34 protein-coding genes are annotated in these 22,012 nt (G+C 63.3%); 22 read left to right on the top strand and 12 right to left on the bottom strand.

Going from position 1 to position 22,012, the window contains the following annotated elements:
• The 9 genes from LC092_RS05270 to LC092_RS05310 all read right to left on the bottom strand — a co-directional run bounded on the left by LC092_RS05270 (position 1) and on the right by LC092_RS05310 (position 3,257).
• Complete coding sequence (locus LC092_RS05270) at positions 1–270, bottom strand: DUF2312 domain-containing protein (protein ID WP_224805395.1); 270 nt, start codon at positions 268–270, stop codon at positions 1–3.
• The gene (locus tag LC092_RS05275) at positions 267–419 is read right to left on the bottom strand and encodes a hypothetical protein (protein WP_224805396.1); all 153 of its coding nucleotides are present in this window, start codon (positions 417–419) and stop codon (positions 267–269) included. Before LC092_RS05275 ends, LC092_RS05270 begins: the two co-directional genes overlap by 4 nt.
• Positions 419–775, bottom strand: a complete 357-nt coding sequence (locus LC092_RS05280; RefSeq protein WP_224805397.1) for a hypothetical protein — start codon at positions 773–775, stop codon at positions 419–421. The genes LC092_RS05275 and LC092_RS05280 overlap by 1 nt, the downstream gene beginning before the upstream one ends.
• A gap of 73 nt (positions 776–848) precedes the next feature.
• Positions 849–1,010: a hypothetical protein gene (locus LC092_RS05285; RefSeq protein ID WP_224805398.1), complete on the bottom strand. Its 162-nt coding sequence runs from the start codon at positions 1,008–1,010 to the stop codon at positions 849–851.
• Positions 1,007–1,309: a hypothetical protein gene (locus LC092_RS05290; RefSeq protein ID WP_224805399.1), complete on the bottom strand. Its 303-nt coding sequence runs from the start codon at positions 1,307–1,309 to the stop codon at positions 1,007–1,009. The genes LC092_RS05285 and LC092_RS05290 overlap by 4 nt, the downstream gene beginning before the upstream one ends.
• Complete coding sequence (locus LC092_RS05295; protein WP_224805400.1) at positions 1,306–1,608, bottom strand: hypothetical protein; 303 nt, start codon at positions 1,606–1,608, stop codon at positions 1,306–1,308. Before LC092_RS05295 ends, LC092_RS05290 begins: the two co-directional genes overlap by 4 nt.
• Entirely contained in the window at positions 1,605–1,982 is a 378-nt protein-coding gene (locus tag LC092_RS05300) for a hypothetical protein (protein ID WP_224805401.1), read from the bottom strand. The genes LC092_RS05295 and LC092_RS05300 overlap by 4 nt, the downstream gene beginning before the upstream one ends.
• Complete coding sequence (locus LC092_RS05305; RefSeq protein ID WP_224805402.1) at positions 1,979–2,296, bottom strand: hypothetical protein; 318 nt, start codon at positions 2,294–2,296, stop codon at positions 1,979–1,981. The genes LC092_RS05300 and LC092_RS05305 overlap by 4 nt, the downstream gene beginning before the upstream one ends.
• Positions 2,297–2,615: 319 nt before the next feature.
• The gene (locus LC092_RS05310) at positions 2,616–3,257 is read right to left on the bottom strand and encodes a LexA family transcriptional regulator (RefSeq protein ID WP_224805403.1); all 642 of its coding nucleotides are present in this window, start codon (positions 3,255–3,257) and stop codon (positions 2,616–2,618) included.
• An 85-nt stretch (positions 3,258–3,342) separates the two neighbouring features.
• Here LC092_RS05310 and LC092_RS05315 point away from each other — a divergent pair, with 85 nt between their 5' ends.
• The 11 genes from LC092_RS05315 (at position 3,343) to LC092_RS05365 (ending at position 10,369) form a co-directional block, all read left to right on the top strand.
• Entirely contained in the window at positions 3,343–3,537 is a 195-nt protein-coding gene (locus tag LC092_RS05315; RefSeq protein ID WP_224805404.1) for a helix-turn-helix domain-containing protein, read from the top strand.
• Positions 3,534–4,088, top strand: coding sequence for a hypothetical protein (locus LC092_RS05320; RefSeq protein ID WP_224805405.1), 555 nt, complete (start codon positions 3,534–3,536; stop codon positions 4,086–4,088). Before LC092_RS05315 ends, LC092_RS05320 begins: the two co-directional genes overlap by 4 nt.
• Entirely contained in the window at positions 4,072–4,269 is a 198-nt protein-coding gene (locus LC092_RS05325) for a hypothetical protein (protein WP_224805406.1), read from the top strand. Before LC092_RS05320 ends, LC092_RS05325 begins: the two co-directional genes overlap by 17 nt.
• Before the next feature lie 20 nt (positions 4,270–4,289).
• Positions 4,290–5,081 (top strand): DUF6551 family protein, encoded by a 792-nt coding sequence (locus LC092_RS05330; RefSeq protein WP_224805407.1) that lies wholly within the window; start codon positions 4,290–4,292, stop codon positions 5,079–5,081.
• Positions 5,074–5,448 carry a helix-turn-helix domain-containing protein gene (locus tag LC092_RS05335; protein ID WP_224805408.1) on the top strand — a complete coding sequence of 125 codons (375 nt, stop codon included), beginning with the start codon at positions 5,074–5,076 and terminating at the stop codon, positions 5,446–5,448. Before LC092_RS05330 ends, LC092_RS05335 begins: the two co-directional genes overlap by 8 nt.
• Entirely contained in the window at positions 5,445–6,179 is a 735-nt protein-coding gene (locus LC092_RS05340) for a hypothetical protein (RefSeq protein ID WP_224805409.1), read from the top strand. The genes LC092_RS05335 and LC092_RS05340 overlap by 4 nt, the downstream gene beginning before the upstream one ends.
• Positions 6,176–6,535 (top strand): hypothetical protein, encoded by a 360-nt coding sequence (locus LC092_RS05345; RefSeq protein ID WP_224805410.1) that lies wholly within the window; start codon positions 6,176–6,178, stop codon positions 6,533–6,535. Before LC092_RS05340 ends, LC092_RS05345 begins: the two co-directional genes overlap by 4 nt.
• Entirely contained in the window at positions 6,532–6,765 is a 234-nt protein-coding gene (locus tag LC092_RS05350) for a hypothetical protein (protein WP_224805411.1), read from the top strand. Before LC092_RS05345 ends, LC092_RS05350 begins: the two co-directional genes overlap by 4 nt.
• A 3-nt stretch (positions 6,766–6,768) precedes the next feature.
• Complete coding sequence (locus LC092_RS05355; RefSeq protein WP_224805412.1) at positions 6,769–7,893, top strand: toprim domain-containing protein; 1,125 nt, start codon at positions 6,769–6,771, stop codon at positions 7,891–7,893.
• Positions 7,894–8,006: 113 nt separating this feature from the next.
• Positions 8,007–8,447, top strand: coding sequence for a hypothetical protein (locus LC092_RS05360; RefSeq protein ID WP_224805413.1), 441 nt, complete (start codon positions 8,007–8,009; stop codon positions 8,445–8,447).
• Positions 8,448–8,521: 74 nt separating this feature from the next.
• Positions 8,522–10,369: a hypothetical protein gene (locus LC092_RS05365; RefSeq protein ID WP_224805414.1), complete on the top strand. Its 1,848-nt coding sequence runs from the start codon at positions 8,522–8,524 to the stop codon at positions 10,367–10,369.
• Positions 10,370–10,669: 300 nt separating this feature from the next.
• On the opposite strand, the gene LC092_RS05370 is transcribed toward LC092_RS05365, so the two are convergent.
• The 3 genes from LC092_RS05370 to LC092_RS05380 all read right to left on the bottom strand — a co-directional run bounded on the left by LC092_RS05370 (position 10,670) and on the right by LC092_RS05380 (position 12,933).
• Positions 10,670–10,927, bottom strand: a complete 258-nt coding sequence (locus LC092_RS05370; RefSeq protein ID WP_224805415.1) for a helix-turn-helix domain-containing protein — start codon at positions 10,925–10,927, stop codon at positions 10,670–10,672.
• Between the two features lie 2 nt (positions 10,928–10,929).
• A complete protein-coding gene (locus LC092_RS05375; protein ID WP_224805416.1) occupies positions 10,930–11,976 on the bottom strand; it encodes a methyltransferase in 1,047 nt (348 codons plus the stop codon).
• Positions 11,977–12,066: 90 nt separating this feature from the next.
• On the bottom strand, positions 12,067–12,933 hold the full coding sequence (locus LC092_RS05380; protein WP_224805417.1) for a DUF932 domain-containing protein: 867 nt from the start codon (positions 12,931–12,933) through the stop codon (positions 12,067–12,069).
• Here LC092_RS05380 and LC092_RS05385 point away from each other — a divergent pair.
• From LC092_RS05385 to LC092_RS05435, 11 genes are all read left to right on the top strand, one after another.
• Positions 12,932–13,195 carry a hypothetical protein gene (locus LC092_RS05385; RefSeq protein WP_224805418.1) on the top strand — a complete coding sequence of 88 codons (264 nt, stop codon included), beginning with the start codon at positions 12,932–12,934 and terminating at the stop codon, positions 13,193–13,195. The genes LC092_RS05380 and LC092_RS05385 overlap by 2 nt on opposite strands.
• Before the next feature lie 352 nt (positions 13,196–13,547).
• Entirely contained in the window at positions 13,548–14,216 is a 669-nt protein-coding gene (locus tag LC092_RS05390; protein WP_224805419.1) for a hypothetical protein, read from the top strand.
• Positions 14,217–14,599: 383 nt separating this feature from the next.
• The gene (locus LC092_RS05395) at positions 14,600–16,180 is read left to right on the top strand and encodes a hypothetical protein (protein WP_224805420.1); all 1,581 of its coding nucleotides are present in this window, start codon (positions 14,600–14,602) and stop codon (positions 16,178–16,180) included.
• On the top strand, positions 16,177–16,572 hold the full coding sequence (locus LC092_RS05400) for a hypothetical protein (protein WP_224805421.1): 396 nt from the start codon (positions 16,177–16,179) through the stop codon (positions 16,570–16,572). The genes LC092_RS05395 and LC092_RS05400 overlap by 4 nt, the downstream gene beginning before the upstream one ends.
• Positions 16,572–16,793, top strand: coding sequence for a hypothetical protein (locus tag LC092_RS05405; protein ID WP_224805422.1), 222 nt, complete (start codon positions 16,572–16,574; stop codon positions 16,791–16,793). The genes LC092_RS05400 and LC092_RS05405 overlap by 1 nt, the downstream gene beginning before the upstream one ends.
• An 8-nt stretch (positions 16,794–16,801) precedes the next feature.
• Positions 16,802–18,409 carry a portal protein gene (locus LC092_RS05410; protein ID WP_224805423.1) on the top strand — a complete coding sequence of 536 codons (1,608 nt, stop codon included), beginning with the start codon at positions 16,802–16,804 and terminating at the stop codon, positions 18,407–18,409.
• Positions 18,406–18,762, top strand: coding sequence for a hypothetical protein (locus LC092_RS05415; protein ID WP_224805424.1), 357 nt, complete (start codon positions 18,406–18,408; stop codon positions 18,760–18,762). Before LC092_RS05410 ends, LC092_RS05415 begins: the two co-directional genes overlap by 4 nt.
• Positions 18,762–19,679 carry a hypothetical protein gene (locus LC092_RS05420; protein ID WP_224805425.1) on the top strand — a complete coding sequence of 306 codons (918 nt, stop codon included), beginning with the start codon at positions 18,762–18,764 and terminating at the stop codon, positions 19,677–19,679. Before LC092_RS05415 ends, LC092_RS05420 begins: the two co-directional genes overlap by 1 nt.
• A gap of 166 nt (positions 19,680–19,845) precedes the next feature.
• The gene (locus LC092_RS05425; protein ID WP_224805426.1) at positions 19,846–20,796 is read left to right on the top strand and encodes a phage capsid protein; all 951 of its coding nucleotides are present in this window, start codon (positions 19,846–19,848) and stop codon (positions 20,794–20,796) included.
• Positions 20,797–20,855: 59 nt separating this feature from the next.
• Positions 20,856–21,296: a hypothetical protein gene (locus LC092_RS05430; protein WP_224805427.1), complete on the top strand. Its 441-nt coding sequence runs from the start codon at positions 20,856–20,858 to the stop codon at positions 21,294–21,296.
• A gap of 68 nt (positions 21,297–21,364) precedes the next feature.
• On the top strand, positions 21,365–22,009 hold the full coding sequence (locus LC092_RS05435) for a hypothetical protein (protein WP_224805428.1): 645 nt from the start codon (positions 21,365–21,367) through the stop codon (positions 22,007–22,009).
• Positions 22,010–22,012: the final 3 nt, after the last annotated feature.

The following is a 22,012-nucleotide window of genomic DNA, read 5'->3' on the forward strand; positions in this document are numbered from 1 at the left end:
TCACTCGCTCCCGCTCACCATCCCGAGCGCATGTTTGTAGAGGTCAAGGATCGATTCCTCTTCCTCGCGCTCATGCGGCTGTTTCTTGCGAAGCGCGATCAGCTGTCGCAGGATCTTGACGTCGAAGCCGTTGCCCTTGGCCTCGGCATAGACGTCCTTGATATCGTCGGCGATGACCTTCTTTTCCTCTTCCAGCCGCTCGATGCGTTCGATGAACGCGCGGAGCTGGTCGCCGGCGATGCCGCCATTGTTCGTGCCTGTCTCGGTCATGCAAACCTCCATCTGTTCGACAGGAAAAATTCGGCCGGACGCACTGGTCTGATCTCCGGCTTCGGCGGTCGCGCCGGCGCGGTGCGCGGCTGGATCGCTTGCGCGAGATCCTTGAAGTTTTTCACCTTTGATGCCGTGCGGTCGGCCATCATTGCCCTCCATTCAGATCGATGTTCCGGAGCCGCGCCCAGGCGTGCAGGGCCTCGGACCAGCTCTCCAGTTCTTGCAGCTTCTCCTGGACGTCGCGCCACTCTTCGCGAATGCGCTCCGGTGTCATGTCCTCCAGATCGTGAACGAAGGGCTTGACCAGCGCGGCATCCATCCTGTCGAACGGCAGACCCTGCCAGCTTCCCGCCGGGGCGTCGGCAAGGCTGTTGTCCTCCCGGTGCCCGCGCCAAAGCCGGAAGTTCGCCGCGACCAGCGAGACGACAGGCGTCACGACAAGCAGCGCGAATACCAAGTAAACAAACACCTTTAGCGCGAGTGTGATTGCGTCGAGCAGCATGCGCCCCTCCAAAAAAAGCGCGGGCGACGACGCAACACACAGGCCGCCCGCGAGGTCCAACAGGGAGGAAACGTCAGGGCGTGCCACGGCCTCTGACGCGACCGGACCGGCGCAACACCCTGTCCTGGATGCGTGCCGCCCGGATCGCCACGGCCGCAAGACCGGTGACGATGGCGACGACGAGGCCGGCGCCGATGAGGCGCGCCGCGTCGTATGTTCCGAAAAGGTCGATCATCGCGACAACGCCTTGAGCCGGACAATCGACGCCTCGATCAGCGCCGCCGCATTGTCCAAGCCCTGCCGAGCCTTGAGGAGTTCGCGTTCGGCCGAGCACATAAGAGCTTCGGCCTGGACGCGATCAGCGATGAAGCTCGCGTCCGGTGCCATGCGCGGCGGCGACGGCACCGGATGGCCGATCAGGGCTTCCGTGCTGAACCCGTGACCGCAGGCATCGCAGCGCTGAAAATCGTAATGCCACGATTGCGCGTCGTTGCAGCCGCAATTCGGGCAGCTCTCCAGCTTCTCCGGGATCATGAGCCTTTCGCCTTCTTCTTGCGGTCGCGGATTTCCTGCGCGACGACTTTCCCGTGCCATGTGAGCGCGGCCTGTCCGGTCGGTGTCACATTGGTGACGAGCTTGCGATTGAGCAGCCGATCCATTGTCGCCAGCGTCACAAGGCTGCGATCTCCCGGCCGCCTCCAGCCATTCTTCACGCGAGTGAACGGCTTGCCGATCATCGACGCCAGCAACTTGCGCTGCGCCGGGCTGAGCGCGGCGATCTCGTCGTTGACGAGCGCGTCGGCCTGCCCCGGTTTTCTCATGGTCACGGTCATGCCCGGCCTCCCTGAACGGGCCGATATTCGACGGAGGCTCCCGTGTGGTTCCGGTCGCAAAGCTGGTCATTCAGACGTGTCATGAACTGCTCGTACCAGCCGGGTCCCTGCTCTTTCAGCTTGCCCCCAACCTGGACCGCAAGAAGACTCGAAAAAGCTTGCTCCACGATCTCGTGTTCGACGCCCTCATTCGCCAACTCAACGATTGTGAGCTGCACGGACACAAAGGCACGCTGAAAGCGGTGTTGAGCGGAGATGAACTCCCGATCCTTTTCGGTTTCGGCCCTTTTCAGGCTCGCCGCCGTCACCAACTCCAGCTGAGAATGGAGTTCCGCTGCGATAGCCTTGACGTCGAAATGAACATGCTCGGTCATGCCCGGCCTCCATAACGTGCGTGGAGCGCTGCGCGCTGCGCGTCGACCTGCGCTTGATGGGCGGTCGCCGATTGCTCCGGATCGTTGTCGTTGGATTGCTGCGCCGGCAGCGCGGCCGTCTGGCTCATGAGCCAGGCGGTGGTCAGCGCGCGCGGCCAGACCCAGCCGGCGGCATGCTTGCGCGGCATGCCCTTGGTCTCATGAAGCCGGGGCCATGTGCGCTTGAGGTAGGTGACGGTGACGCCCAGCTCCCGCGCCAGCTCGTCGATGCCGATCATGATTGATGGCTGAAGGTGAATTTGCGTGCTGTCCATTTCTCGCTCCCTGTCGAGTGACACGAAAACGATATGCGTTTACGCAAATTTTGCAAACAAAAAATCACATGATTTGCATTTCCGCGCACAAGGGTTTGCGCGCCTGCGCAAAATCTGACACGGCGACACTTCAATTTTTGAGGGAGATAAGTTGATAGATGCAACCCAGATTGCACTGGCTGCAATGCGCGAAACGACTATCCGTCCGGCCGAAAAATGTCATGACATTCCAACAGCGCTAAGGCCGGCCGAATGTCATGACATTCCAACAGTGCCAACACGGACCAAAAATCATGACATTTCACAAGTGCCCGACCCGTCAGAAGGGGCGTATCACGCCTTCCACGACACCGCGAATGGATACGCGGGTTTCGTCAACCTGCTCCGGTCGGACTGCGCCGAGCTTTGCCGAGTGCGCAACAAGGTAGGGCGGCTGAAACAGCCGGAAGACCGTTTCGGCCACGCCGCTGGTGTAATCGAGCACCTGCGCACAAACGATGTCGCCCATCTGTGGACGTCGATTGAGATCCACCAGCAGAATGTCGCCCGGAAGCACGCCTTCCAGGTCGAGAGCGCGCCCGCGCATCACCCATGGGTCGACACCATTACGGCCCTTGCGAGCCTCTTCAATCGCGGTGCGACACCAGGACTTCAGCTCCCCGTCTTCCGATCCAAGCGGCGAGGCGTCCGGCTCGGCCAACCCCGGCGGCAGCGCCTGTCCGGGCAAGCGATGGCGCGATACACCCGTGTAACCCTCGACCTGCTGGATCGAGCGTTCGGTGATCGTCGACTTCTTTGTCGGATCGTTGAGAAAACGGGTGAGCGTCGACGGCGCCATGCCGGAACGTCGGGCGAGTTCGGACGGCGTCAGGTTCATATGACGCGCTACGGCCGCGATCCAATCGCGCATGTCCCATGTCTTTTCCATGGGCCACATTTTATGGGGTGCGGCGTGCAACACGATACCAATGCGCCTTCCCTTGATTTGCGTAAACGCATATCATGTTTGCGAATCACTGCCAATTGAATTCGCGGGAACGCAATCCATGATGTTCGACGAGATTGAATGCACGCGGAAGCGGCTGGGACTTTCTGCATGGGACCTTTGCAAAAAGGCAAACGTGCAACCGACCAGCTACAGCCAATGGCGCACCGGCAAGGTCAATCCACGGCAAAGCTCCTTGAAAAAGCTGACGGACGCGATTTGTGAAATCCGCAAAGAGCGTGAAACAGTGCAATGACGTGGCATGCCGAGATCGAGGCGCGGCGCGTGGCGAAAGGGTTCACAATGAACCAGCTTTGTCAGGCTGCGGGTGTGACCCTTAGGCACTACCATCGCCTACTCGTGGAGGAGAGCCAGCCTCGGCAAAGGACCATCGTGCGGTTACAGCTTGCGCTCTGTCTGCTCGAACGGATGGGCGAGCGCGCGCTGAACCCCCACACAATCACCTATCTGATCGCGATCTTATGGGCTGCGCGCGGCGAACAGATCATGCCGCTTGACGTGCTGGCGCATGACCCGTCACGGCGGGCGACGTCCGACCCCGCCTGGCTTGCGGCCGCGCGGGTCCGGCGGCGCGCGCTCTACATTGCCAACGTCTGTTTCGGCGTGTCGCAGGCCGATCTGGCGCGGGTTTCGGGCATGACGGCGGCGGCGGTCAGCCTCGCGGTGAATGCCGTCGAGGACACGCGGGACGATGACGACGACAGCTCGCTGATTGGCCAGATCGAGAGCGTGATGAACTTCGCCGCATCCGGTCGAAAGGAGGCAGGTCGTGTCGAAGATCGTTGATCTCCTGCGGCGCAAGGTCGCCGATCCGCTGAGCTGCATCAGCGCCGGCCGCGATGGTGAGAATTCGCAAGCGCTTGTGTTCACCTTCAACCGCGAACCGACCGACGCGGAGCTGCGGTTCCTAGCGGATCAAATGGGCCGCGCCGCCAGAATGTGCCGTGCCGGGAGGGATGAACGGTGAGACCGATCAAACCCTTGAGAATGCCGGACATCGTGCCGGCGACGCCCGGCATCCATCGCCCGGATTTTCGGGACGTGGACCCGTCGTCGCTGCATGTCGACGAGAAGTATCAGCGCGGCCTGTCCGAGCGATCCGTCACGCTGATCCGCAAAATCGTCCGCGAATGGAGCTGGAGCGCGTTCAAGCCGCCGATCACCGTGGAGGTCGATGGCGCATTGCATGTTCTCGACGGTCAGCATACGGCCGTCGCGGCGGCATCGCACCCAGGGATCGAAACCATTCCCGTCGTCGTCGTGCCTGCGCCGACGACCGAGGATCGTGCGGCGGCCTTCGTCCGCCACAACCGTGATCGTGTTGCGGTAACACCGATGCAGCTCCACCATTCGCTGCTCGCGGCCGGCGATGAAGCGGCGCAAGACGTGGCGAATGTCTGCGCGCGCGCCGGCGTGACGGTTCTTCGCAATCCGCCCGCGATGGGGAAGTTCAACGTCGGCGACACGCTGGCAATCGCGGCGCTGGGGGCACTGGTAAAACGCCGCTTCCCCCTCGGTGCTCGGAAGGTTCTGGACATCTGTGTCGCGGCTGGGCTCGCCCCTGTCTCGATGGAGATGATCAAGGCAATCGACGCGATCATCCATGAGGACGAGTACGCCGGCACGGTTGAGCCGGAAGCGCTTGCCGCGACAATCCGCTCCATGTCCCCGGAACGCTGGTCCGAAGTGGCGCAGCTGCGCACCGCGCACCGCATGCCGAAATGGAAAGCGCTGACGGTCGTGCTCTACCGGAACACGAGGAAGAAGCGCCGTGCATAGTCTCGACCACGAGGAACTGCAAAACGAGAACGAGCGTCTGCGCGCGCGGATACAGGATCTCGAAGAGGCGTTGTTCGCGGACGTTCCCGTGCCGGTCGAATTCCGTTTAACGACCCAAGAGGCAAGGGTTTTTGGGGTGCTGATCAAGCGCGAACTGGCAACAAGAACCGCAATCCTGGCAGCGCTCTACGATGATCTCGGGCGGGATCAGGCAGAGCCAAAGATCGTGGATGTTTTCGTCTGCAAGTTGAGGAAGAAAGTCGCGCCCTTCGGCATCGAGATCAGCACGGTCTGGGGGCGTGGCTGGTGCATGGACGCTGCTGTTCGTGGCCGCTTTCACACGCAGGATCGCGAGGCAGCGGAATGACCCTCCACACGCTCACCTCCAGATCCGTGATGAACCGCCGGCTGCCGGCACCCGACGGGCTGGACTTCTTTCCCACGCCGCCGTGGGCCACGCGCGCCTTGATGCTGATGCTGTTCGATTTTCTGCCGCGCATCTCCCTTGGCAGAAACCAGTGGCGAATGGAAACCGCCTGGGACCCGTGCTGCGGCGCGGGTCACATGAGCGGCGTGCTGCGCGAGACCTTCTCGACCGTTCATGAAAGCGACGTCCACCCCTACGGACAGGATACGGTTCAAGATTTCCTCGACACGGAGCCCGGTGACCACCGGGTCGACGACGCGATCATCATGAACCCGCCGTTCAACAAGGCGGCGGCCTTCGTCCGGCATGCGCTATCCCATCGGCCGGCCATCGTCGCGGCGTTGGTGCGCTCCAACTGGATAGAGGGAAGGACGCGCTATGCGACGCTGTTCCGTGACCGGCCGCCGACGGCGGTGTTCCAGTTTGTCGAGCGGGTGCCGATGGTCGCCGGCCGATGGGCGATCAACGCCAGAACGGCGACGAGCTACGCCTGGTTCGTGTGGGTCGACAGCCCCTCCCCGCTGATCGCGGAGCACACGCCCCTGCTCCGCTTCATTCCGCCCTGCCGACAAACGCTGTCGCGCGACGACGACGTGCTGCGGTTCGGCGGCTGTTCGGATCTTCCAAAGACACATCCCGTCATGCGTGGGCTGGAGAGGCTGACGCGATGACCAGCAAGTATCCGGTCACTCAGCACGCGGTACTGCGGTATCTGGAGCGCGTCGAGAACGTCGAGCTGGCGCCCTTCTACGCCGCTGCGGGAACGGACGATCCGACCCTGGTGCTTGACGCATTCGAAAAGGAAACGGGCATCTGCATCGCCGCATTGCGGCGGAAAGTGCTGCCTCCCGAATGTGTCCCCGCGCTGAAAATGGGCGCGTCATCCCTGCGCTGCAACGGCTACGTCTGCAGGATCGAAAGCGGGCAAGTGGTGACGGTGTACAAACACAACAAACGCCGCGTTCCGATCCGCACGCGCCGGGAAACCCGCGTCATGCGCCAACGCGGCGACAGGAGGGCAAATTGAGCGACGATCTGTTCGCTGAAATCAACCGGCTCTGTGCCGGCCGCGATCCGCGCCAGGTGCTGGAAGCGCTGGCCGACCAGATGGGCCAGGTCCTCGTCAGTTGCTCGCCGGACCACGCCAACGCGCGCGTCGGCACCTTCGAGCTGTTCATGCGCGTTCTGGTCCATGTCGATGCGGCACAGGATGCGGTGGGAATCCCCTTCCGCCTTGACGGCCGGGACGGGCACTGACCCATGGGCGACCGCCGCGAGCTGGAAGAGATCAAGCAGGGTCTCAAGGACAAGATCGAGGATCTGTGCCGTCGCCTTCTGCCGGATGGCCGGCGCATGGGCCGGCTGTGGGTTTCAAACAATCCGGTGACGGGCGATCATCGCAAGACGCCGGAGCTCAAGGTCGGACTGGATCGCGACAAGGGCGCCTGGAAGGACTGGCGGACCGGCGACAAGGGCGATGTGATCGGGCTGATCGAATACCTGCACCAGACCGATTTCAAGGGTGCGCTGCAATGGGCGCGCGACTTCCTCGGTCTGGAAAAGATGACGGTAACGGAGCGCCGCTCCTTCGCCATCGCCGCGCAGGCGCGCGCCAAAGAGGATGACGAGAAAGCACGGCAAGCGGCCGAATGGCAGCGCCGACAGGCGGAAAAGCTGTTCGAACGCGGGTTTATGGACGGGGCGGGTTCCACCGTCGAGCAACACGCACGGGAGTATCTGGCGCATCGGGGAATTGATCTCGGCGCGATCCGCCACCGCGACCGCACGTCGTTGCGCTTTGCTCCGGAGGTCGAGTACTGGACGCTGGCGCAATGGTCGGTCGACGAGGCGACCGGGCGGCGCGTCAAGACGCGGCCGGGTCCGGCGTTTCCCGCGATCATCGCCGCGATGCGCACGCCACTCGGTCAGTTCCGGGCCTGCCACGTCACCTTTCTGGACCCGCTCCATCCGCTCAAGGCGGACCTCGGCCCAAAGCATTCCCCGCGGCTGATGAAAGCCGCGACGAAAGGAGCTGCCGTGTGGCTCTCGCACGGCCCGGAAGGCGTGCCGCCCTGGGAAGCGACCCGTCCGGCACCGCTAATCCTCTCCGAAGGCATCGAGACCGGCTTGCAGATCGCGATGGATGTCCCGGAAGCGCGGGTCGCCGCAGCCGGGTCGATCAGCGGGATCGGCAATGTGCCGGTGAATTTCGACTTTGTGTCCTGCGTGATCGTTGCCGGCGAAAACGATTGGGACAAACCGCAGGCGCAACAGCAGCTCGACCGCACGCTGGAACAACTCGGCGACAGCGGCAAGCCGCTGGATCTGATGAAGCCGCATGCGGGATCGGACTTCAACGACCTGGGAAAAGGAGACGTGGAATGACCAGAAAGAGGAAGGCCAATGCAAAGCCGAAAGGTCAGGAGAAAAGCGGTGAAAAGGTCTGGACTGGTGCTGTATCCGGTGAAGCGTTCGTTGAGGCGTCGCCTAAGGCAACTTTGAACGCGTCGCCCCTGCCCGCTGGCCCGCCGCTGTTCGGTGGGGACCATGCGCTGTGGATTGCCTTTCGGGCGACGCGCTCGGCCGTGCGCGGGTTGATTGGCGAGGATGCGCCCCAGCCCGACCCGGAAAAACTCGCCGACCAGGCCGTGTGCATGGCCGATTTCCTGCGCAGCGCACCGGACGCGAGCGACGAGGCGGTGGTGACGCAGCTTTCCATGCGCGGCAAGGCGCGCGGCGGCGACGACACGCTGCGGTTCAAGGTGCGGGTGTTCCGCGACGTGCTCGCCCATGCCGAACGGCACCTGCGCGAGGCGGAACCGCCCGCCCCGACCGACGCGGAGCTGGCGGCCAAGGCTGCAAAGCCCGATCCGCGCGATCTCTCGCTGAAACTGGTCAAGGCGCCGCTGGCGCTGACGGAGACCGCCAAGGGCCGCTAAGGCCGGTTGCGGCTGGAGGGTGCCGCCGGCGGTTTCGACTGCCGGCGGCTTTTTCTCAAGGATTACGGGCGACAATGGCAAAGCGGCGCACACAGGTCGGCAGACAGGCAACCCGAGCCCATTTTATCGAGGCAACGCGTCGGCTTTCGGAGCGCGAGGAAATCCTCGATCCCGATCCGAACCTGCCGCGCGAGGGAATCGGTCCGGGAAAGTGGGACGGCGCGCCGTTCGACCGGATGCCACCGAATTGCCCGGTCGAAGTCCTCGGCCACAATGGCGTCACCACCTATTGCCGGTCGGCGAGCGGTCAGCTCCACGCGGTCGAGCGATGGGACATGCACGTTCTGACCAGCTTGTTCGCGCCGAAAATCAACTATGCCTATTGGGCCTGGCCGGCTTTCAAGAAAACCGGCACAAACGAGGACGGTCAACCGATCTACAAGGTCGACCGCGTGGAGCGCGACAAGGCCATGATCTGTCTTGTCTCGGAGGGCAAGCGGCGCGGCCTGTTCGATCCGGAAAAGCGCGTGCGCGGCCGGGGCGGCTGGATGGCCGATGCCGGCAACTTCATCTGGAATTCCGGTGAATGGCTCTGGATGGCCGACACGACCGGCAAGCTGGAGACCGCGCGGCCGTCCGAGCATGACGGGTATTTGTACACGCGCGCGCCCGACATCGAACGGCCCTGGGAAACATCGATCGATCGCGAGCAAAGCCCCGCGCAATCGATCCTGGAGGATCTTCGAACATGGAACTGGGAGCGGCCCTATCTCGACCCGGTTTTATTCCTCGGCTGGATCGCCTGCGCGTTCATGGGCGGAGCGCTCGACTGGCGGCCTATCGTCTTCACCAGCGGCGGGGCCGGCGTCGGCAAGTCGACCTTGCACAAACTGGTTCAAAGCATTTTGGGCGACGCGCTGATCGCGCTGGTCGACACCACGGCGGCCGGCATCTATCAGCACGTCAAGCAGGACAGCCTGCCGGTGACGGTCGACGAGCTGGAGGCCAAGCGCAACAGCTCCAAGTCGACCTCGATTATCGAGCTGGCGCGGCTCGCGTCGTCGGGCGGCAAGATGGCGCGCGGCGGCGCGAACCACGAAGGAACGACGTTTCAGGCGCAATCGTGCTTCATGTTCTCGGCGATCATCCCTCCCCCGATGGGCGTGCAGGATCGCACGCGCATGGCGACGCTGAACCTGCGCAAGCTGGACAAGGGCCACGGCCGCGAGCCGGTGGTGCGCGACACCGACGGCCGCATGCTTCTGCGCCAGATCATGGACGGCTGGCAGGAGTTCCGCGCGCGTACCCTGCCAGACTGGAAACAGACGTTGCACATGGCGGGATTCGATGCCCGCGCAATGGACACCTACGGCACGCTGCTGGCTGCGGCCGAACTGCTGGTCGGCCCGGAAGCGCTAGAGGATATCGGGCTGGAAGTTTCCGACCAGGCTGCGCTGGCGGAGGTCATCCGCGCGGCCACGGAAGCAGAACGGGCCGAACAGGTCGAGAAGTGGCAAGAGTGCATCGCGCACCTGCTGGCTTCGCCGGTAGATGCTCATCGGGGCGGCGACCGTTTGACGGTCGGTGGAATCATCGCTGATTTCGAACGCAGCGCGCTCGATCTGCAGTACGCCCGTGAAAGGCTGGCGCTGGCGGGCCTCGGCCTACGAAAGGCGGGCGATCCGGCCATCGGGCCTCACATTGCAATTCCAAGAAGTCACCCGGCGCTCACCAAAATCTTTCAGGACACGGACTTTTACGAAGGCGGCTGGTGGACAGCGCTCAAGCAGGCACCATCGCACATCGTCCTGCGCGGTCTGGAGCAACGGTTCCACACGGTGAAAATCAATCGGGACGCGAAATTCTGCCTGTTGATCGACCTCGGCGCCTATGACGCGGCGATGCCGAGGGCCGAGGGGTGAAGCGATGATCTGTTGGGAAAGTCGTTTCTTGGGCATCTATGCCGGCCGAGACGATCTGCGGCGGTTTGCGGCAAGCTTGAAACTCATGATCGGCCGGGTCGACGACGCACCGACAATGTGCATCCGCTGGCGATTGATTTTCGGTCTGTCCTGGGACTGGCGACCGAAATGCGTGTGGGTCGAGTCCGGTCTAAATCAAATCTTGCGAACTGACATGTACGACAGCGCGTCCTGGACAGGGCGAACGCGCGATCTGGTATCTTGGCAATGGCCTATGAGATGGGAATTCTACAGAAAAAACTAGGCCGATTGACGTTTTGCGGCGAGTCCGGGCTTGCTTTCCATCGGCCAATCGTCCGGCCTGTAACCGTCCAGATAAGCGCGCAGCAGTCGAACAGTTGTCGGCCGCGCCTGACGATGCATCTCAACGTCCTCGCCGCTTTCCAATCGGCGCTGGTGTAGATCCGAATGGCCCAGCATGCGTGCCATGTCAGCGACGGAAAGCCCGAGCTGAACCCGGGCCTTCTGAATTTCGGTCGGTGACATGGTGTCGGTCATGACTAGAAAAGGTCCATCTGCGCGAGCGTTTCAGTTTCCCTTTTTTCGCACCCCGGTATCACATATTGCAAGCCGCATCGAGTTAGTTCCGTCGGTGACGGCTTGGCCACCTTAGCGGGCGCATCCACGACAATGCGGATTGCGGCAACGCTGGTCCCGCTTTTGAGAAATGATCCGTCGGGTAAGGTTTCCGCATATCCGTCCACGCATTCCAGCCAATCGCGGAAATCGTCCCATCGGCGGCCTGTCCGGCTCAGCGTGCTTCCGGACATGATCGCCACAAGCCGGCCGCCGGGCTTGAGAAACCCAAAGGCGCGGCGCACATGCTCCAGGTCTTGACCGTTTTCAAATGGGGGGTTCATGACGATGCGGTCAAACACCTGCGCGGGGATCGCGTCCATAAAATCGCTGCCGGCCAGCGCTGACCCGTGCCCTTTCAGTTCCAGAACCTCGCGCAAGCGCGGCGAGACCTCGTAAGCCGTGATGCGGGCTGCCGGCGTCGCCGCCAGTACCGCGTCCAGCAGGGCGCCGGAACCGGCGGACGGCTCCAAAACCGTATCGCCGGGCTTGATGTCAGCAGTCGCCACGATGTCAGCCGCTAAGGACGCAGGCGTCGGAAAATAACCAGGGATACCGGCAAAGCGGGCATCGTCGAGGGCGCGCCGAAGCCGCTCGGCCTTGCGCCGCTCTTCTTGGTTGGCGGCTAGAGCCTTCCAGAGTACATGCGCGGCCTCGCTGTCACATGCAGGCTCACCGGTCTCAAAGCCGGCGTCGTAGTAGCCTCCAGACCGGTTGATTTTGGCCCGCGTCAGATCATGCAGGGCTTTTTTTGTGCGAATGTTCGCGAGACAGGCCGGCACAGTGCCAGCTTCCGAAGCGTCCGCCAGCCAACGCAGGGCATTTTGGGTCCGCTCGAGGTGCAGCCCATCCAACGCGGCCGATGCCGCCTGCCGCTGCCGCCGGGGCGTGTTTGTATTCCGGTCTGCAAACTTGTTGTCAATCTGGCTTTGAAGGTTGTCTGCCAGTTCGCGCATGCGATCAGGTGTCATCGGCTATCTCCTCTCGGCGCGCCTCAATGGCGCTCAGTCGGTCTGATGCCGGGGATGCGGCCGCCACCTGGGCGGCCGCACTGCCGGGCATCAGGCCGCCAGGCTGTCCGCGCCTTTCATCTCCGCCATGCGCTGCGAGAGGATCCAAAGGGCCTTGTTCAGCTTCACGTCCTGGTCGATCCCGTTGACCGCGCGGGTCGAGACGCGCCGGCGCCGGCCGTTGGCATCGCGGGTGATACCGCGCAGCCCGCCGCGAATGACGTTTTCCTGCGCGACGTTGAACGTGGTCCAAAGGTCGGCCGCACGGTCGTCGCGGCGCCGGGGGCTAAGGAGTTGTTCAGGCGTGATCGGCGTGTCAATGTTGCCGTCAGCGTCGCCGAACCGCAGCACATGCGCCGCTTCCGCGAAGGCCATGCGCTCGTCCCGCGCCAGCTCCACGCCCGCCCAGCTCGCCGGCGCCGCCAGCGCCTTTTGCGCCTCTTCCATGACGCGATAGGTGCCTTCGATCACCTTGCCCTGCACGTCGCCAGAATGCCGGACTTTCACGCTGTCGATGGTGCCCGTTTGCGCCACGAGCGAATTCAGGCAGCGAATGCGGAACAGGCCGGCCATCAGATCGTAAGCGCTGGAACCGTCATTCGCGTTCTTCAACAGGATTTCGCAGACCGTATCGCCAACGCGCAGGCTGCTATCCTCGTCGATGCGACGCAGCCGCAGCATGTGCTTGGTGAAGTGGACCTTGCTTGCGTCGCGGCTGCGAGACTGTTTTACGCCGACCGGCATGAACCCTTCGGCCATCAGGCCGCGCAGGATCTCGATTGTCGGGATCGGCTGAAAACGGTCGGAGCGGCTTTCGTGGGCGGATGTGGCGAAGACCGACGGCGCCAGGCGGCGCAACTCATCCTCACCAAGAACCTTGGCGCCATCGAAACGAGCGGTGTTTGCGTAAATCGACATGGTCAATATCCCCTTGCTGGTGCGCCTCACTGGCGCTGCTGACGATAAATTTATAACCAATGGTATCAAATGTAGTCAAGAAAAATATTGCCATTGGTTTTATTTTCATGCCGTCGCGCTCGTTCCCCCGCCCGTTTTCCGCCAAAAATCGACCGCAGCACTTAACCTTTTCCCCCGCCCTGATGGCAGAGAAACGGAGCCCGCGCCGGACCCGAACCGCCCGCCTCTGCCGCGCTTTCGCGCGCCTGCGGCCGATGCGTGAAGCTATCGCCGGTCCGGCGCGGGCACTTAAGGCAGGGCGAGGCGTGCGACGGTCGATTTCTTCCGCCGACGGGTGCGGGTGGTTAGCGTCGGTTAGACGCGGTTAGATGCGACATAACCCGATTAATTCAATGAAATCATGAGGATGGATTGATGGTTAGGCGGTTAGCGCGGTTAGTAAGGTTCATACGCGCGCGCGTGTGCATACACGCGATCTCATCTAACCTCATAACCCCTAACCTGTAGAATTATATTCCTGATTTCATTGGCATATCACGGTTAGGTTGCGGTTAAGACCGCGCGTCGCGCCGGCCGTCGAGCTAACCGGAATAAACAAATGGGGATCTAGACCGATGCAGGACGACGGCGCCGACCAGGACCCGAAAAAGACGCTGGAAGGGGCACACCGGCCGGGCGAAATCGAGCCGGACGAAGAGCGCGCGGCCAAGATCGGCGACACGGCCGCGACCGCACAGGCCGCGCTCGATGACCTGGCCGCGATGATCGAGCCGGACGAAGCGCCCGACCAGCCTTCATTGCTTGATGATGAGGCGTGCCTTTTCGGTGGTCCGGTGGAGCATGTCGCGGAAACCTTCCGGGCCGCCAAAGGGCGCGGGAGGCCGAAAGGCTCGAAGAACAAGGCGAACCAGGCGTTCCGGGACTACCTGTTGAAGCTGGGTTACCGCCATCCGGGGCTGAACCTCGCCGACCTGGCGAACGCCGATCCGCACCAGCTCGCGGGCGAGCTGTCGCAGCCGTACAGGCCGACGAAAGGGCCGCATGCGGGCGAGCTGGTCGAAAGCGCGTGCACGCCGGCCGATGCGCTGGCGCTGATCATGAAGGCCAACGAAGCGTTGATGCCCTATTTCGAGAGCAAGCGGCCGACCGAGACGATCCAGACCGAACAGCGCTTCGGCGTGATGGTCATTCACCAGTCGGAAGGCTCCGGCGAGCGTGCGCCCGATGGCATCATGAGCCTGACCGGCGAAGTCAGGAAAAAGCAAGACAATTCAGATACTTAGGTTTCCGACCATCGTGCGACAACGCGAGCGGTGGTCACATGTGATTGCCAAGCATATGAAATGCATAGCGAATTTAAGTCGGTGCCGCTGATTGAAAATCAGCCGGACCCGCTGCGGCCTTTCCACCTGGAGCCGGCAACCCCTCGCCGCGCGGTGGCGTATCCCGGATGAATGGGGGGTGCCCTCGCCTCCGACCGCCATCCGCCCCGACCGGCTTTCAAAAACCGCGCGGGCACCCTCCCCCCGGGGTGTCGCGCCTCACACACACGACCGTTTTCGCTTGCCTGTTGCCAACCGCACTCAAGGGCAGCTGCGCGAAATTACTCTCATCCGACGAGGCCGGGCGCGGGACGCGCGCCGGCGGCGGGTGAAGGGTTTGGGTCTTGGGGATCGACGTTCAGCACTATCAACCGCCGGGTCCGGTCGGCGCGCGGTTTCTGAATGCGCGGGGCCCAATTGACCTGATCATGGGGCCTGCGGGCTCGGGAAAGACCGTATGCTGCGTGATGAAGGGACCGCTTATGGCCGCGCAATATGCGCCGGTCTGCCGTGACGGCGTGGTCCGGGTCAAGGTGGCCTGTATCCGCGACACCTACCGCGACTTCTCCCGCACTGCGCTTTCTTCCTGGTATGAAGCTTTCCCGATCTCGCATCCCTGGACAGTCCACCATGAGGGCGGGCAGGACCGCCCCGTCAAACATCGCCTAAAATGGCGCGCCAAACGGCCGGGATATGGCGAAGTCATCGTCGACTACACGATGGAAACCGGCGCGATCGGCGATCACAACGTCGAGCAATACATCAAGGGCTACGAAATCACCTACGGGTGGATCAACGAGGCCGACATGATCGACGAGCGAGTGCCCGGCCTGCTGTTCCAGCGGACGGGCCGTTACCCGAAGGTGACGGATATCGCGCCTTCGGAGCTGGAAAGAGTGTCGCAGGACGGCCGCCTAGTTATGCAAAAAATGGGATTAACTACCCAACCCGGCGAAATTGTGCTGCCGCGCATGGTGATGTGTGACCTTAATCCGCCCGATGTCGACAATTGGGTCTATCGGTTCTGCGAGAAAGAAAAAAAACGCGGCTTTAATATGTTTAGACAGCCGTCCGGCTTGTCGCCAAACGCCGAAAACCGGGTCGGAAAGCCGCGTTCGTCCTACGAATTAGAGGAGGCCACACAGGCAGAGCACATCGTGCGGCGGATGGTGCACGGCGAGTATGGCTATGCGCTCGACGGGAAGCCGGTCTATCCGGAATTTGCCTTGCAGCGCCACAAGGCCGATGCGCCGATTACGCCAGTCAAGGGTATCCCGCTGGGGATCGGCATCGACGCCGGCGGGTCGCCGGCGGCCGTGATCGTGCAGTTCATGCCGAACGGGCAACTGCGGATTCTCTGCGAGATCTGCGCACAACCCGGCACCGGTGCGTCGCGGTTCTCCGAAATGATCCTGGAGGTCTTGCTATCGCGCTTTCCGGGCTTTCCGATCAGCGAAGCCTATGGCGATCCGTCGGCGTTCTGGGGTGCGGACAGGCAGGCCGGCGAGTTGTCATTCATGGAAACGGTCGGGCGGGCGCTCAACCTCAACATTCAGCCGGCACCCTCGAACGAACCGGCCCTTCGCCAGGAGGCGGTACGCTGGTATCTCGGCCGGCCCATCGACGGCAACACCGAACGCATGATCGTCGATCCCGGTTGCGACATGATCATCGGCGGTTTCGCCGCGCACTACAAGCTGACCAAACAGGCAAGCGCCGGGCAGACCGATGTTCTGGCGGTGGCGAAAAACAACTACTCGCACCCGCATGACGCCCTGCAATACATCTGCCTGGGCCACCGCGGCCGATACGGCGTGATCGACGATGCCGCGAAGCTCGGGCGCGGCGACAACGTTGTCGGCCTGCGTGCGCGCCGCAAATCCGGGCAGTCCCGCGACCGCTTGAGCGAGGTCAAGCTGTGGTGACGCTCACCACGCGCTCCCCGGCGCTGCGCGACGACTGCCTGTCCTGTGCGCGCCCGACCCGCTGGGTGCGCAAGGCGGTTCTGTACATGCGGCGCGGCGGCGATACGGTCTCGATCCACGCCGGCGATACGTTGCTCGCGGTGGCCTATTTCTGGCCGTGCCGCGAAGGATGCCTCGAATTCTGCCTGTCGCTGCGGCCGGAGGCGCGTACGCACATGCACGCGCTGGTTCGCCTTGCGCAGTTAAGGCTGGAAGAGATCGCCCACACTGGCAAGCGGGTCGAAACCCATGTGCGCCCCGGTCATCGGCCGGGCGAGCGCATGGCGCGCCTGACCGGTTTCATTCCGGATCGGCGAACGCCCGGATGCTGGGTCTATCTCTGGAGGCTGTGATGAATGACGTCGTTAAAGCTCTGTTCGGCGGCGGTGGCGACGGTGGCGCCGCAGCGGCGGCCGAACGCAGCCGCCAGGAACGCCAGATTGCCAACGACCGGCAACTCGCCGAAGCGAACCGGGCCGATGCGCGATCCGGCGGCAGCCGTCGCCCGCCGCGCGGTCGCCGCCTGTTCATGGACGAGAACAAGGCGTCTCTCCCCTCCAAGCTCGGGGAGTGACCACCGACATGGAATTTCAGCGGGTCAAGAAACGTTCCCAAAAGGCGTGGGAAAACCGAACGCCATGGGATGCGCTTTATCAGGAAGCCTATGATTTCGCGATTCCGCAGCGGCGGCCCGGCGGGTCCGGAAACTCGAAGCGCAGCGGCGATTTCCTTTTCGACATGACCGCGCCGACGTCGACGATGCATTTTGCCGGAAACCTCCAGCGCGATCTCTTCCCATCCGGCCAGCCACCGTTCACCTATGAGACCGGGCCGGTGGCGGCCATGGCCATCGGGCCGCGCGGCGTCTCCACCTACAATCGGGTTGTCGAGCGTCAAGCCAAGCTGATGCACCCGTTTTTCCATGCGGGCGACTGGGATACGGCGATCCACGAAACCTGCATCGACCTCTCGGTCGGGACGGGCGCGATCATCCCGATCAAGGGCACCTCCGACGAGCCGGTGCGCTTCGGCTCGATACCCTTCGACCAGATCGCCCTGGAGTGCGACGCCTACGGTCGCGTCGTCCTGATCTCGTGGAAGCAGATTTTCACCCGCGACCAGATCCTGTCCGCCTACCCGGAAGGGCGATACCCGGAAAACTGGCGCGAGGAGGCTCGGAGCACGAAGGGCAGCGAAGAGGTCACATTCTACCAGGTGTTCGTCATGGCCGGCCCGTCACGCCGCGCCGGATGGGAGTTTACCGGCTATCTGGAGAACTCGACCGAGCCGGTTGTCACGAAACGCTATCGCACGCAGCCGATTGCGGTGCCGCGCTACTACCGCGTTCCGGGCGAGGCGTACGGGCGCGGTGTCGTTCTGACCGCCCTGCCCTCGATCAAGACCGTCAACAAGGCGCAGGAAATCGCGCTCAAATCCGCCGCGATCCAGATGATGGGGATCTGGGGCTATCGCGCCGGCGGCACGTTCAATCCGGACACGGCGCGGCTCGGTCCCGGCGAGTTCTGGCCGATGTCGGCGACCGGCGGCGTGCTCGGTCCCGATGTGCAGCGGATCGATCCGGCCGGCGGCCGGATGGATATCGCCAAGATGCTGATCGGCAACCTGCAAGAGCAGATCCGCGAAGCGCTTCTCGACCAGCGTTTGCCCGAATACCAGGGCACCCCGCGCGCGGCGTCCGAGATCGCGGCCCGTCTTCGCCAGCGCGCGGACGTGCACATCGGCGCCTTCGGTCGGCTCGTGCGCGAGATCATGCCGGTGATCGCACCTCGCGTCTCGGAAATCCTTTATGATTTCGGCCTGTTCTCGCAGATGCCGATGACAATCGACGAGCTGCTGGTGTCGATCAAGGTTCAGTCGCCGATGGCCGCCGCACTGAATGCCGACCGGCTCGCCCTGATCGCGAATTATTTGGAATTCGCCGGCGCGGTTGCCGGACCGGACAGCGTCGAGCTCTACGCCAATATCGACAAGATCATGGAGCGCGTCGGCGACGGCCTCCAGATCGACAAGGATCTGATCCCGAACGAAACGGAAAAGGCCGCGATCCAGCAAAAGATCCGGGAGCGGCAGCAAGCGCAAATGGCGCAGATGTTCGCCCAGGAAGCGGCGAAACAGGCGCCGAAGATGATCGCCGACGCGGCCGGAGCGGAAGAAAGGATGGCGGCATGAGCGAGCCGATTTTCGGCGGGCGTCAGGCCCAGCCTCTCGACCAGATGCTCGATGCGGCCGGCGGCGCCGGCTGGGACGGTCTGTCTGACCTGATGAAACCGCATCTTGCGGACCGGCCAATGCAGCCGAGCGATCAGGTCGCGCGAAATCTCGCGATCCTGGCGAAGGACCCGCGCTCGCGCGAGATCGTCGAGTGGCTGATGGATATCACCCTGCGAGCGCCGTTCCGACCGACAGGCGCCACTTTTCAGGAAACCGCCCTGCACGCAGCACAACGTCAGGGCATCAACGGCGTCGGCGAAGCGGTGCTCGCCGCCATCGCCCACGGTCAAACCCTAATGGAGAAGAAGTGATGTTCGTGTGGTGGCTTGAGAAGATGATCCTTTGCGCGCCCGAGGACGGAAGCGGTGGCGGCGGCGGTGACGCAGCCGGCGGCGCGGGCGATCCGCCGGCAAATAGCGGTGGCGAAGGCGATCCGCCCGCCGATGGCGTCAAGCCCGAGGAAGCCGCCGGTGGTGGCGACGGTGACAACGACAATGGCGGGATCTATCGGCCCGATGGCCTGCCCGATCACCTTGTCGGGTCGAACGATCAGGAGACCATCGACAAGCTGCATGAGGCCGTGCAGGGCTACCGCAAGCGCGACACCGAACGCGGCGCGCCGGAAGACGCCAGCGCCTATGCCAGTTTCGGCGAGGATGTTCCCGAAGAGCTGGCGCCGCACCTCAAGGGTCTTTCGGAGGACACGGCATTCCAGCGGGTGTCGAAAACGGCGCATGAGCTTGGCGTGCCGGTGAAGGACTTCCAGCGGCTGACGACGGAGCTTTACGCCGCCGCGCAGGAAATGGGCGCGCTGGAGCCGTTTCTGGACGTGGAAGCGGAACGCGCGGCGCTGACGCCGGACGACGCACGGCATCTTTCCAACGAAGAACAGGGCAAGGCCATTGACCGGCGCATGCAGGAAAACGAAGCCTTTCTCGACCAGATCGCGCAGCGCGAGGACGGCAAGATCGACAAGAGCGTTTTCGAGTACGTGAAGACGGAGCTCGGCGACAGCGCCAAGGGGCATCAGTTCATTGAATACATGCGCCGACAGATGGGCGGCGATACGTCGACCGAACCGATGGGCGGCGGATCGTCCGGCGGGAACAATGCGCGCGAAGATCTGGCGCGCCGCGCCGCGCTCCCGGAGAACACGCCGGGCAATCCGAAGTTTGACAAGGCGAGCTACGACCAGCTCCAGAAGGCTTATCAGGAAGTCGTCAAATAGGACGAACGCACCGCCGCGCACTTAAGCCGCTCCGCCCGGCCGCAAAATCGTCCCTGCACCGGGCGGAAGCGACCTGGGCGGCGCGGCTATCCTTCACCGGACCCGCTCACCGTCCGGCTAATCGAGCCTCCGGGTGATCCCAACCGATCATCAATGAGGTCCGACAATGACCACTGAAGCACCCAAATGGTATCGCGAGAAGATCCGCGACATGGTTCGTGCCCGCTATCAGGCGCGCGGCGGCTATCTCGACGGAACGATGGTTCAGGGCGACGGCGGCGCCGGCGAGGTGAAATTCCCCGTCATCGGCCGCGTCGAATCCTACGAAATCTCCGGCGCGATCCAGAAGATCACCAACACCAATCCTGCGCTCGACATGATCAAGGTGTCGATGCGCGATTTCGAGGCGTCCGCCTGGATGCGGGTGGAGGACGCACGCCGTCAGGGACCGAACGAACAGGCGGCGGTGGGGCGTGCGCTCTCGGCCGCAATCCGTCGGCGCAAGGATACCCTCAAGCTGGAGGCGGCCGCGAATTTCGCGGACGGTGTGTCGACGCTTACCGACGCGCCGTCCACCCCTCTCGCGCTCGGCGACGGCACTTCGCGGATCGATATCCTCAACATGATGGACGCAATCGATCACATCAACGGCGCCGGCAACGACGACGACGACAACATGGCGTTCTGGCCGATCCCGCATAGCTGGATGAGCCAGCTCGAAATGTACGAGGAAATCAAGAATGCCGACTATCGCGGGCCGACGGACCTGCCGTTCGCCAGCTCGCAGAAGGTGAAGAAGCGCACCATCAAGGGGTGCCATATCCTCGCGTTGCCGAACGAGTATTTCATCCAGGGCACCGGCAAGTTCGGCACCGGATCGAACGGTCGCGCCTTCGACGACAGCGGCTATCTCGACACTTTCATGTGGGTGAAGGACGCCATGGGCGCCGAAGCCGAGTGGGAGAAAGACGACATGTCGATCACCACGCACGCCGACTACGAGGGAACGCCGATGCTCGGCAAGGTGGGTCTGTCGGGCGCCGCCGTCGGCATTCTTCCCGAGGGGGTGGTGAAGCTGCGCTTCAAGGCGATCAACTCGGCCACGCGGCCGGCCTGATCCGGACGCCGGCGGCGCACGCGTTGCCGGTCATCGCTCACGAAACGGGACATGGAACCATGGCACATTCGAAAAAGGCACTGTCGCGCATCGCGACCTCGGATCTCGGGCTTACCAACCAGACCGATACCTATGTCTACTCCACCAACGACACGCTCGCGGAAACCATTGCTGCCGGCTACTTCAACGACAGCCGCAAGACGGTGAAACCCGGCGATGTCGTGTTCGCCCTGATCGACAAGGACGGCACGCCGTCGCATGCGGTGATCCGCTTCGTCGCCGTTCCCGCAACCGGCGACGTCACCGTTGCGCTTGAAAGCGTCGTTCTCGGGCAGACGACGATTGCCGATGTGTCGCTGCCGGCCGTGACGGCCGTCGATGGCGCCGGGTCGAACGCCGCCTCCAAGGCGGATGTCGATACCCGGCTGACCACGATCCAGACCGCGATCAACGCGATCCTCGCCAATCTGGAAGCGGCCGGCATCAACGCCAGCGCCTAGGCCGGACCACGCCGCGCGGGGCACGGCTCGACCGTGCCTCGCCACCTCCCCCTTGCCGGAGCCAGTCCATGTCCACCGTGATCGACAAATCCACCATCGTGAACTGGGCGCTTTCCGAAACCGGCTCTTTCGCAACGTTCTCCATCGACGGCGACGACGATCTGTCCGCACAGGTGGAGCTGTGCTGGCAGCGCTGTGTCGATCACACCTTCGGCCTGTTCGACTGGAAGTTTCTCAAGAAAACCTTCGAGCTTGTCCGCACCACGGCGACACCGATCAACGGCTGGTCGCATGAATTCGCGCTGCCGGGCGGCCGGATCGGCGATCCGCTCAAGATCACCTGCCATCCGACGCATCGCGCGCCCTTGCGCGCGTTCGATATCGAGGGCGATTTTCTCTATGCGGACGAAAAGGCCATCTATGCGACCTTTCGGGTCTATCGCGATCCGGAGCATTGGGACCCGGCCTTTCGCGCGGCATTTTCAGTTGCCCTCGCCGCCTATCTTGCGGTTCCCGTGACGCATGACGGCAAGTTGCGCGATGAGCTGATGGCGCGCGCGTTCGGGACGCCGAGTCGCGAAGGCACAGGCGGAATGTTCGGCAGGCTGATGGCGCAGAACAAGGCGGCGGCGCCGGTCGGCCATCCGCTCGCCGCCGCCGATCCGATTTCCGGCGCGGGTGGTCGGACCTCCCCTTGGCACGGGAGCTATTAGGCC

Source organism: Stappia stellulata (assembly GCF_020176715.1).
GTDB lineage: Bacteria > Pseudomonadota > Alphaproteobacteria > Rhizobiales > Stappiaceae > Stappia.

Coding starts and splice junctions, on each gene's coding strand:
- LC092_RS05270 (WP_224805395.1), bottom strand. CDS start 270: ATGACCGAGACAGGCACGAACAATGGCGGCATCGCCGGCGACCAGCTC.
- LC092_RS05275 (WP_224805396.1), bottom strand. CDS start 419: ATGGCCGACCGCACGGCATCAAAGGTGAAAAACTTCAAGGATCTCGCG.
- LC092_RS05280 (WP_224805397.1), bottom strand. CDS start 775: ATGCTGCTCGACGCAATCACACTCGCGCTAAAGGTGTTTGTTTACTTG.
- LC092_RS05285 (WP_224805398.1), bottom strand. CDS start 1,010: ATGATCGACCTTTTCGGAACATACGACGCGGCGCGCCTCATCGGCGCC.
- LC092_RS05290 (WP_224805399.1), bottom strand. CDS start 1,309: ATGATCCCGGAGAAGCTGGAGAGCTGCCCGAATTGCGGCTGCAACGAC.
- LC092_RS05295 (WP_224805400.1), bottom strand. CDS start 1,608: ATGACCGTGACCATGAGAAAACCGGGGCAGGCCGACGCGCTCGTCAAC.
- LC092_RS05300 (WP_224805401.1), bottom strand. CDS start 1,982: ATGACCGAGCATGTTCATTTCGACGTCAAGGCTATCGCAGCGGAACTC.
- LC092_RS05305 (WP_224805402.1), bottom strand. CDS start 2,296: ATGGACAGCACGCAAATTCACCTTCAGCCATCAATCATGATCGGCATC.
- LC092_RS05315 (WP_224805404.1), top strand. CDS start 3,343: ATGATGTTCGACGAGATTGAATGCACGCGGAAGCGGCTGGGACTTTCT.
- LC092_RS05320 (WP_224805405.1), top strand. CDS start 3,534: ATGACGTGGCATGCCGAGATCGAGGCGCGGCGCGTGGCGAAAGGGTTC.
- LC092_RS05330 (WP_224805407.1), top strand. CDS start 4,290: ATGCCGGACATCGTGCCGGCGACGCCCGGCATCCATCGCCCGGATTTT.
- LC092_RS05340 (WP_224805409.1), top strand. CDS start 5,445: ATGACCCTCCACACGCTCACCTCCAGATCCGTGATGAACCGCCGGCTG.
- LC092_RS05345 (WP_224805410.1), top strand. CDS start 6,176: ATGACCAGCAAGTATCCGGTCACTCAGCACGCGGTACTGCGGTATCTG.
- LC092_RS05355 (WP_224805412.1), top strand. CDS start 6,769: ATGGGCGACCGCCGCGAGCTGGAAGAGATCAAGCAGGGTCTCAAGGAC.
- LC092_RS05365 (WP_224805414.1), top strand. CDS start 8,522: ATGGCAAAGCGGCGCACACAGGTCGGCAGACAGGCAACCCGAGCCCAT.
- LC092_RS05370 (WP_224805415.1), bottom strand. CDS start 10,927: ATGACCGACACCATGTCACCGACCGAAATTCAGAAGGCCCGGGTTCAG.
- LC092_RS05375 (WP_224805416.1), bottom strand. CDS start 11,976: ATGACACCTGATCGCATGCGCGAACTGGCAGACAACCTTCAAAGCCAG.
- LC092_RS05385 (WP_224805418.1), top strand. CDS start 12,932: ATGGTCAATATCCCCTTGCTGGTGCGCCTCACTGGCGCTGCTGACGAT.
- LC092_RS05380 (WP_224805417.1), bottom strand. CDS start 12,933: ATGTCGATTTACGCAAACACCGCTCGTTTCGATGGCGCCAAGGTTCTT.
- LC092_RS05390 (WP_224805419.1), top strand. CDS start 13,548: ATGCAGGACGACGGCGCCGACCAGGACCCGAAAAAGACGCTGGAAGGG.
- LC092_RS05405 (WP_224805422.1), top strand. CDS start 16,572: ATGAATGACGTCGTTAAAGCTCTGTTCGGCGGCGGTGGCGACGGTGGC.
- LC092_RS05410 (WP_224805423.1), top strand. CDS start 16,802: ATGGAATTTCAGCGGGTCAAGAAACGTTCCCAAAAGGCGTGGGAAAAC.
- LC092_RS05415 (WP_224805424.1), top strand. CDS start 18,406: ATGAGCGAGCCGATTTTCGGCGGGCGTCAGGCCCAGCCTCTCGACCAG.
- LC092_RS05420 (WP_224805425.1), top strand. CDS start 18,762: ATGTTCGTGTGGTGGCTTGAGAAGATGATCCTTTGCGCGCCCGAGGAC.
- LC092_RS05425 (WP_224805426.1), top strand. CDS start 19,846: ATGACCACTGAAGCACCCAAATGGTATCGCGAGAAGATCCGCGACATG.
- LC092_RS05430 (WP_224805427.1), top strand. CDS start 20,856: ATGGCACATTCGAAAAAGGCACTGTCGCGCATCGCGACCTCGGATCTC.
- LC092_RS05435 (WP_224805428.1), top strand. CDS start 21,365: ATGTCCACCGTGATCGACAAATCCACCATCGTGAACTGGGCGCTTTCC.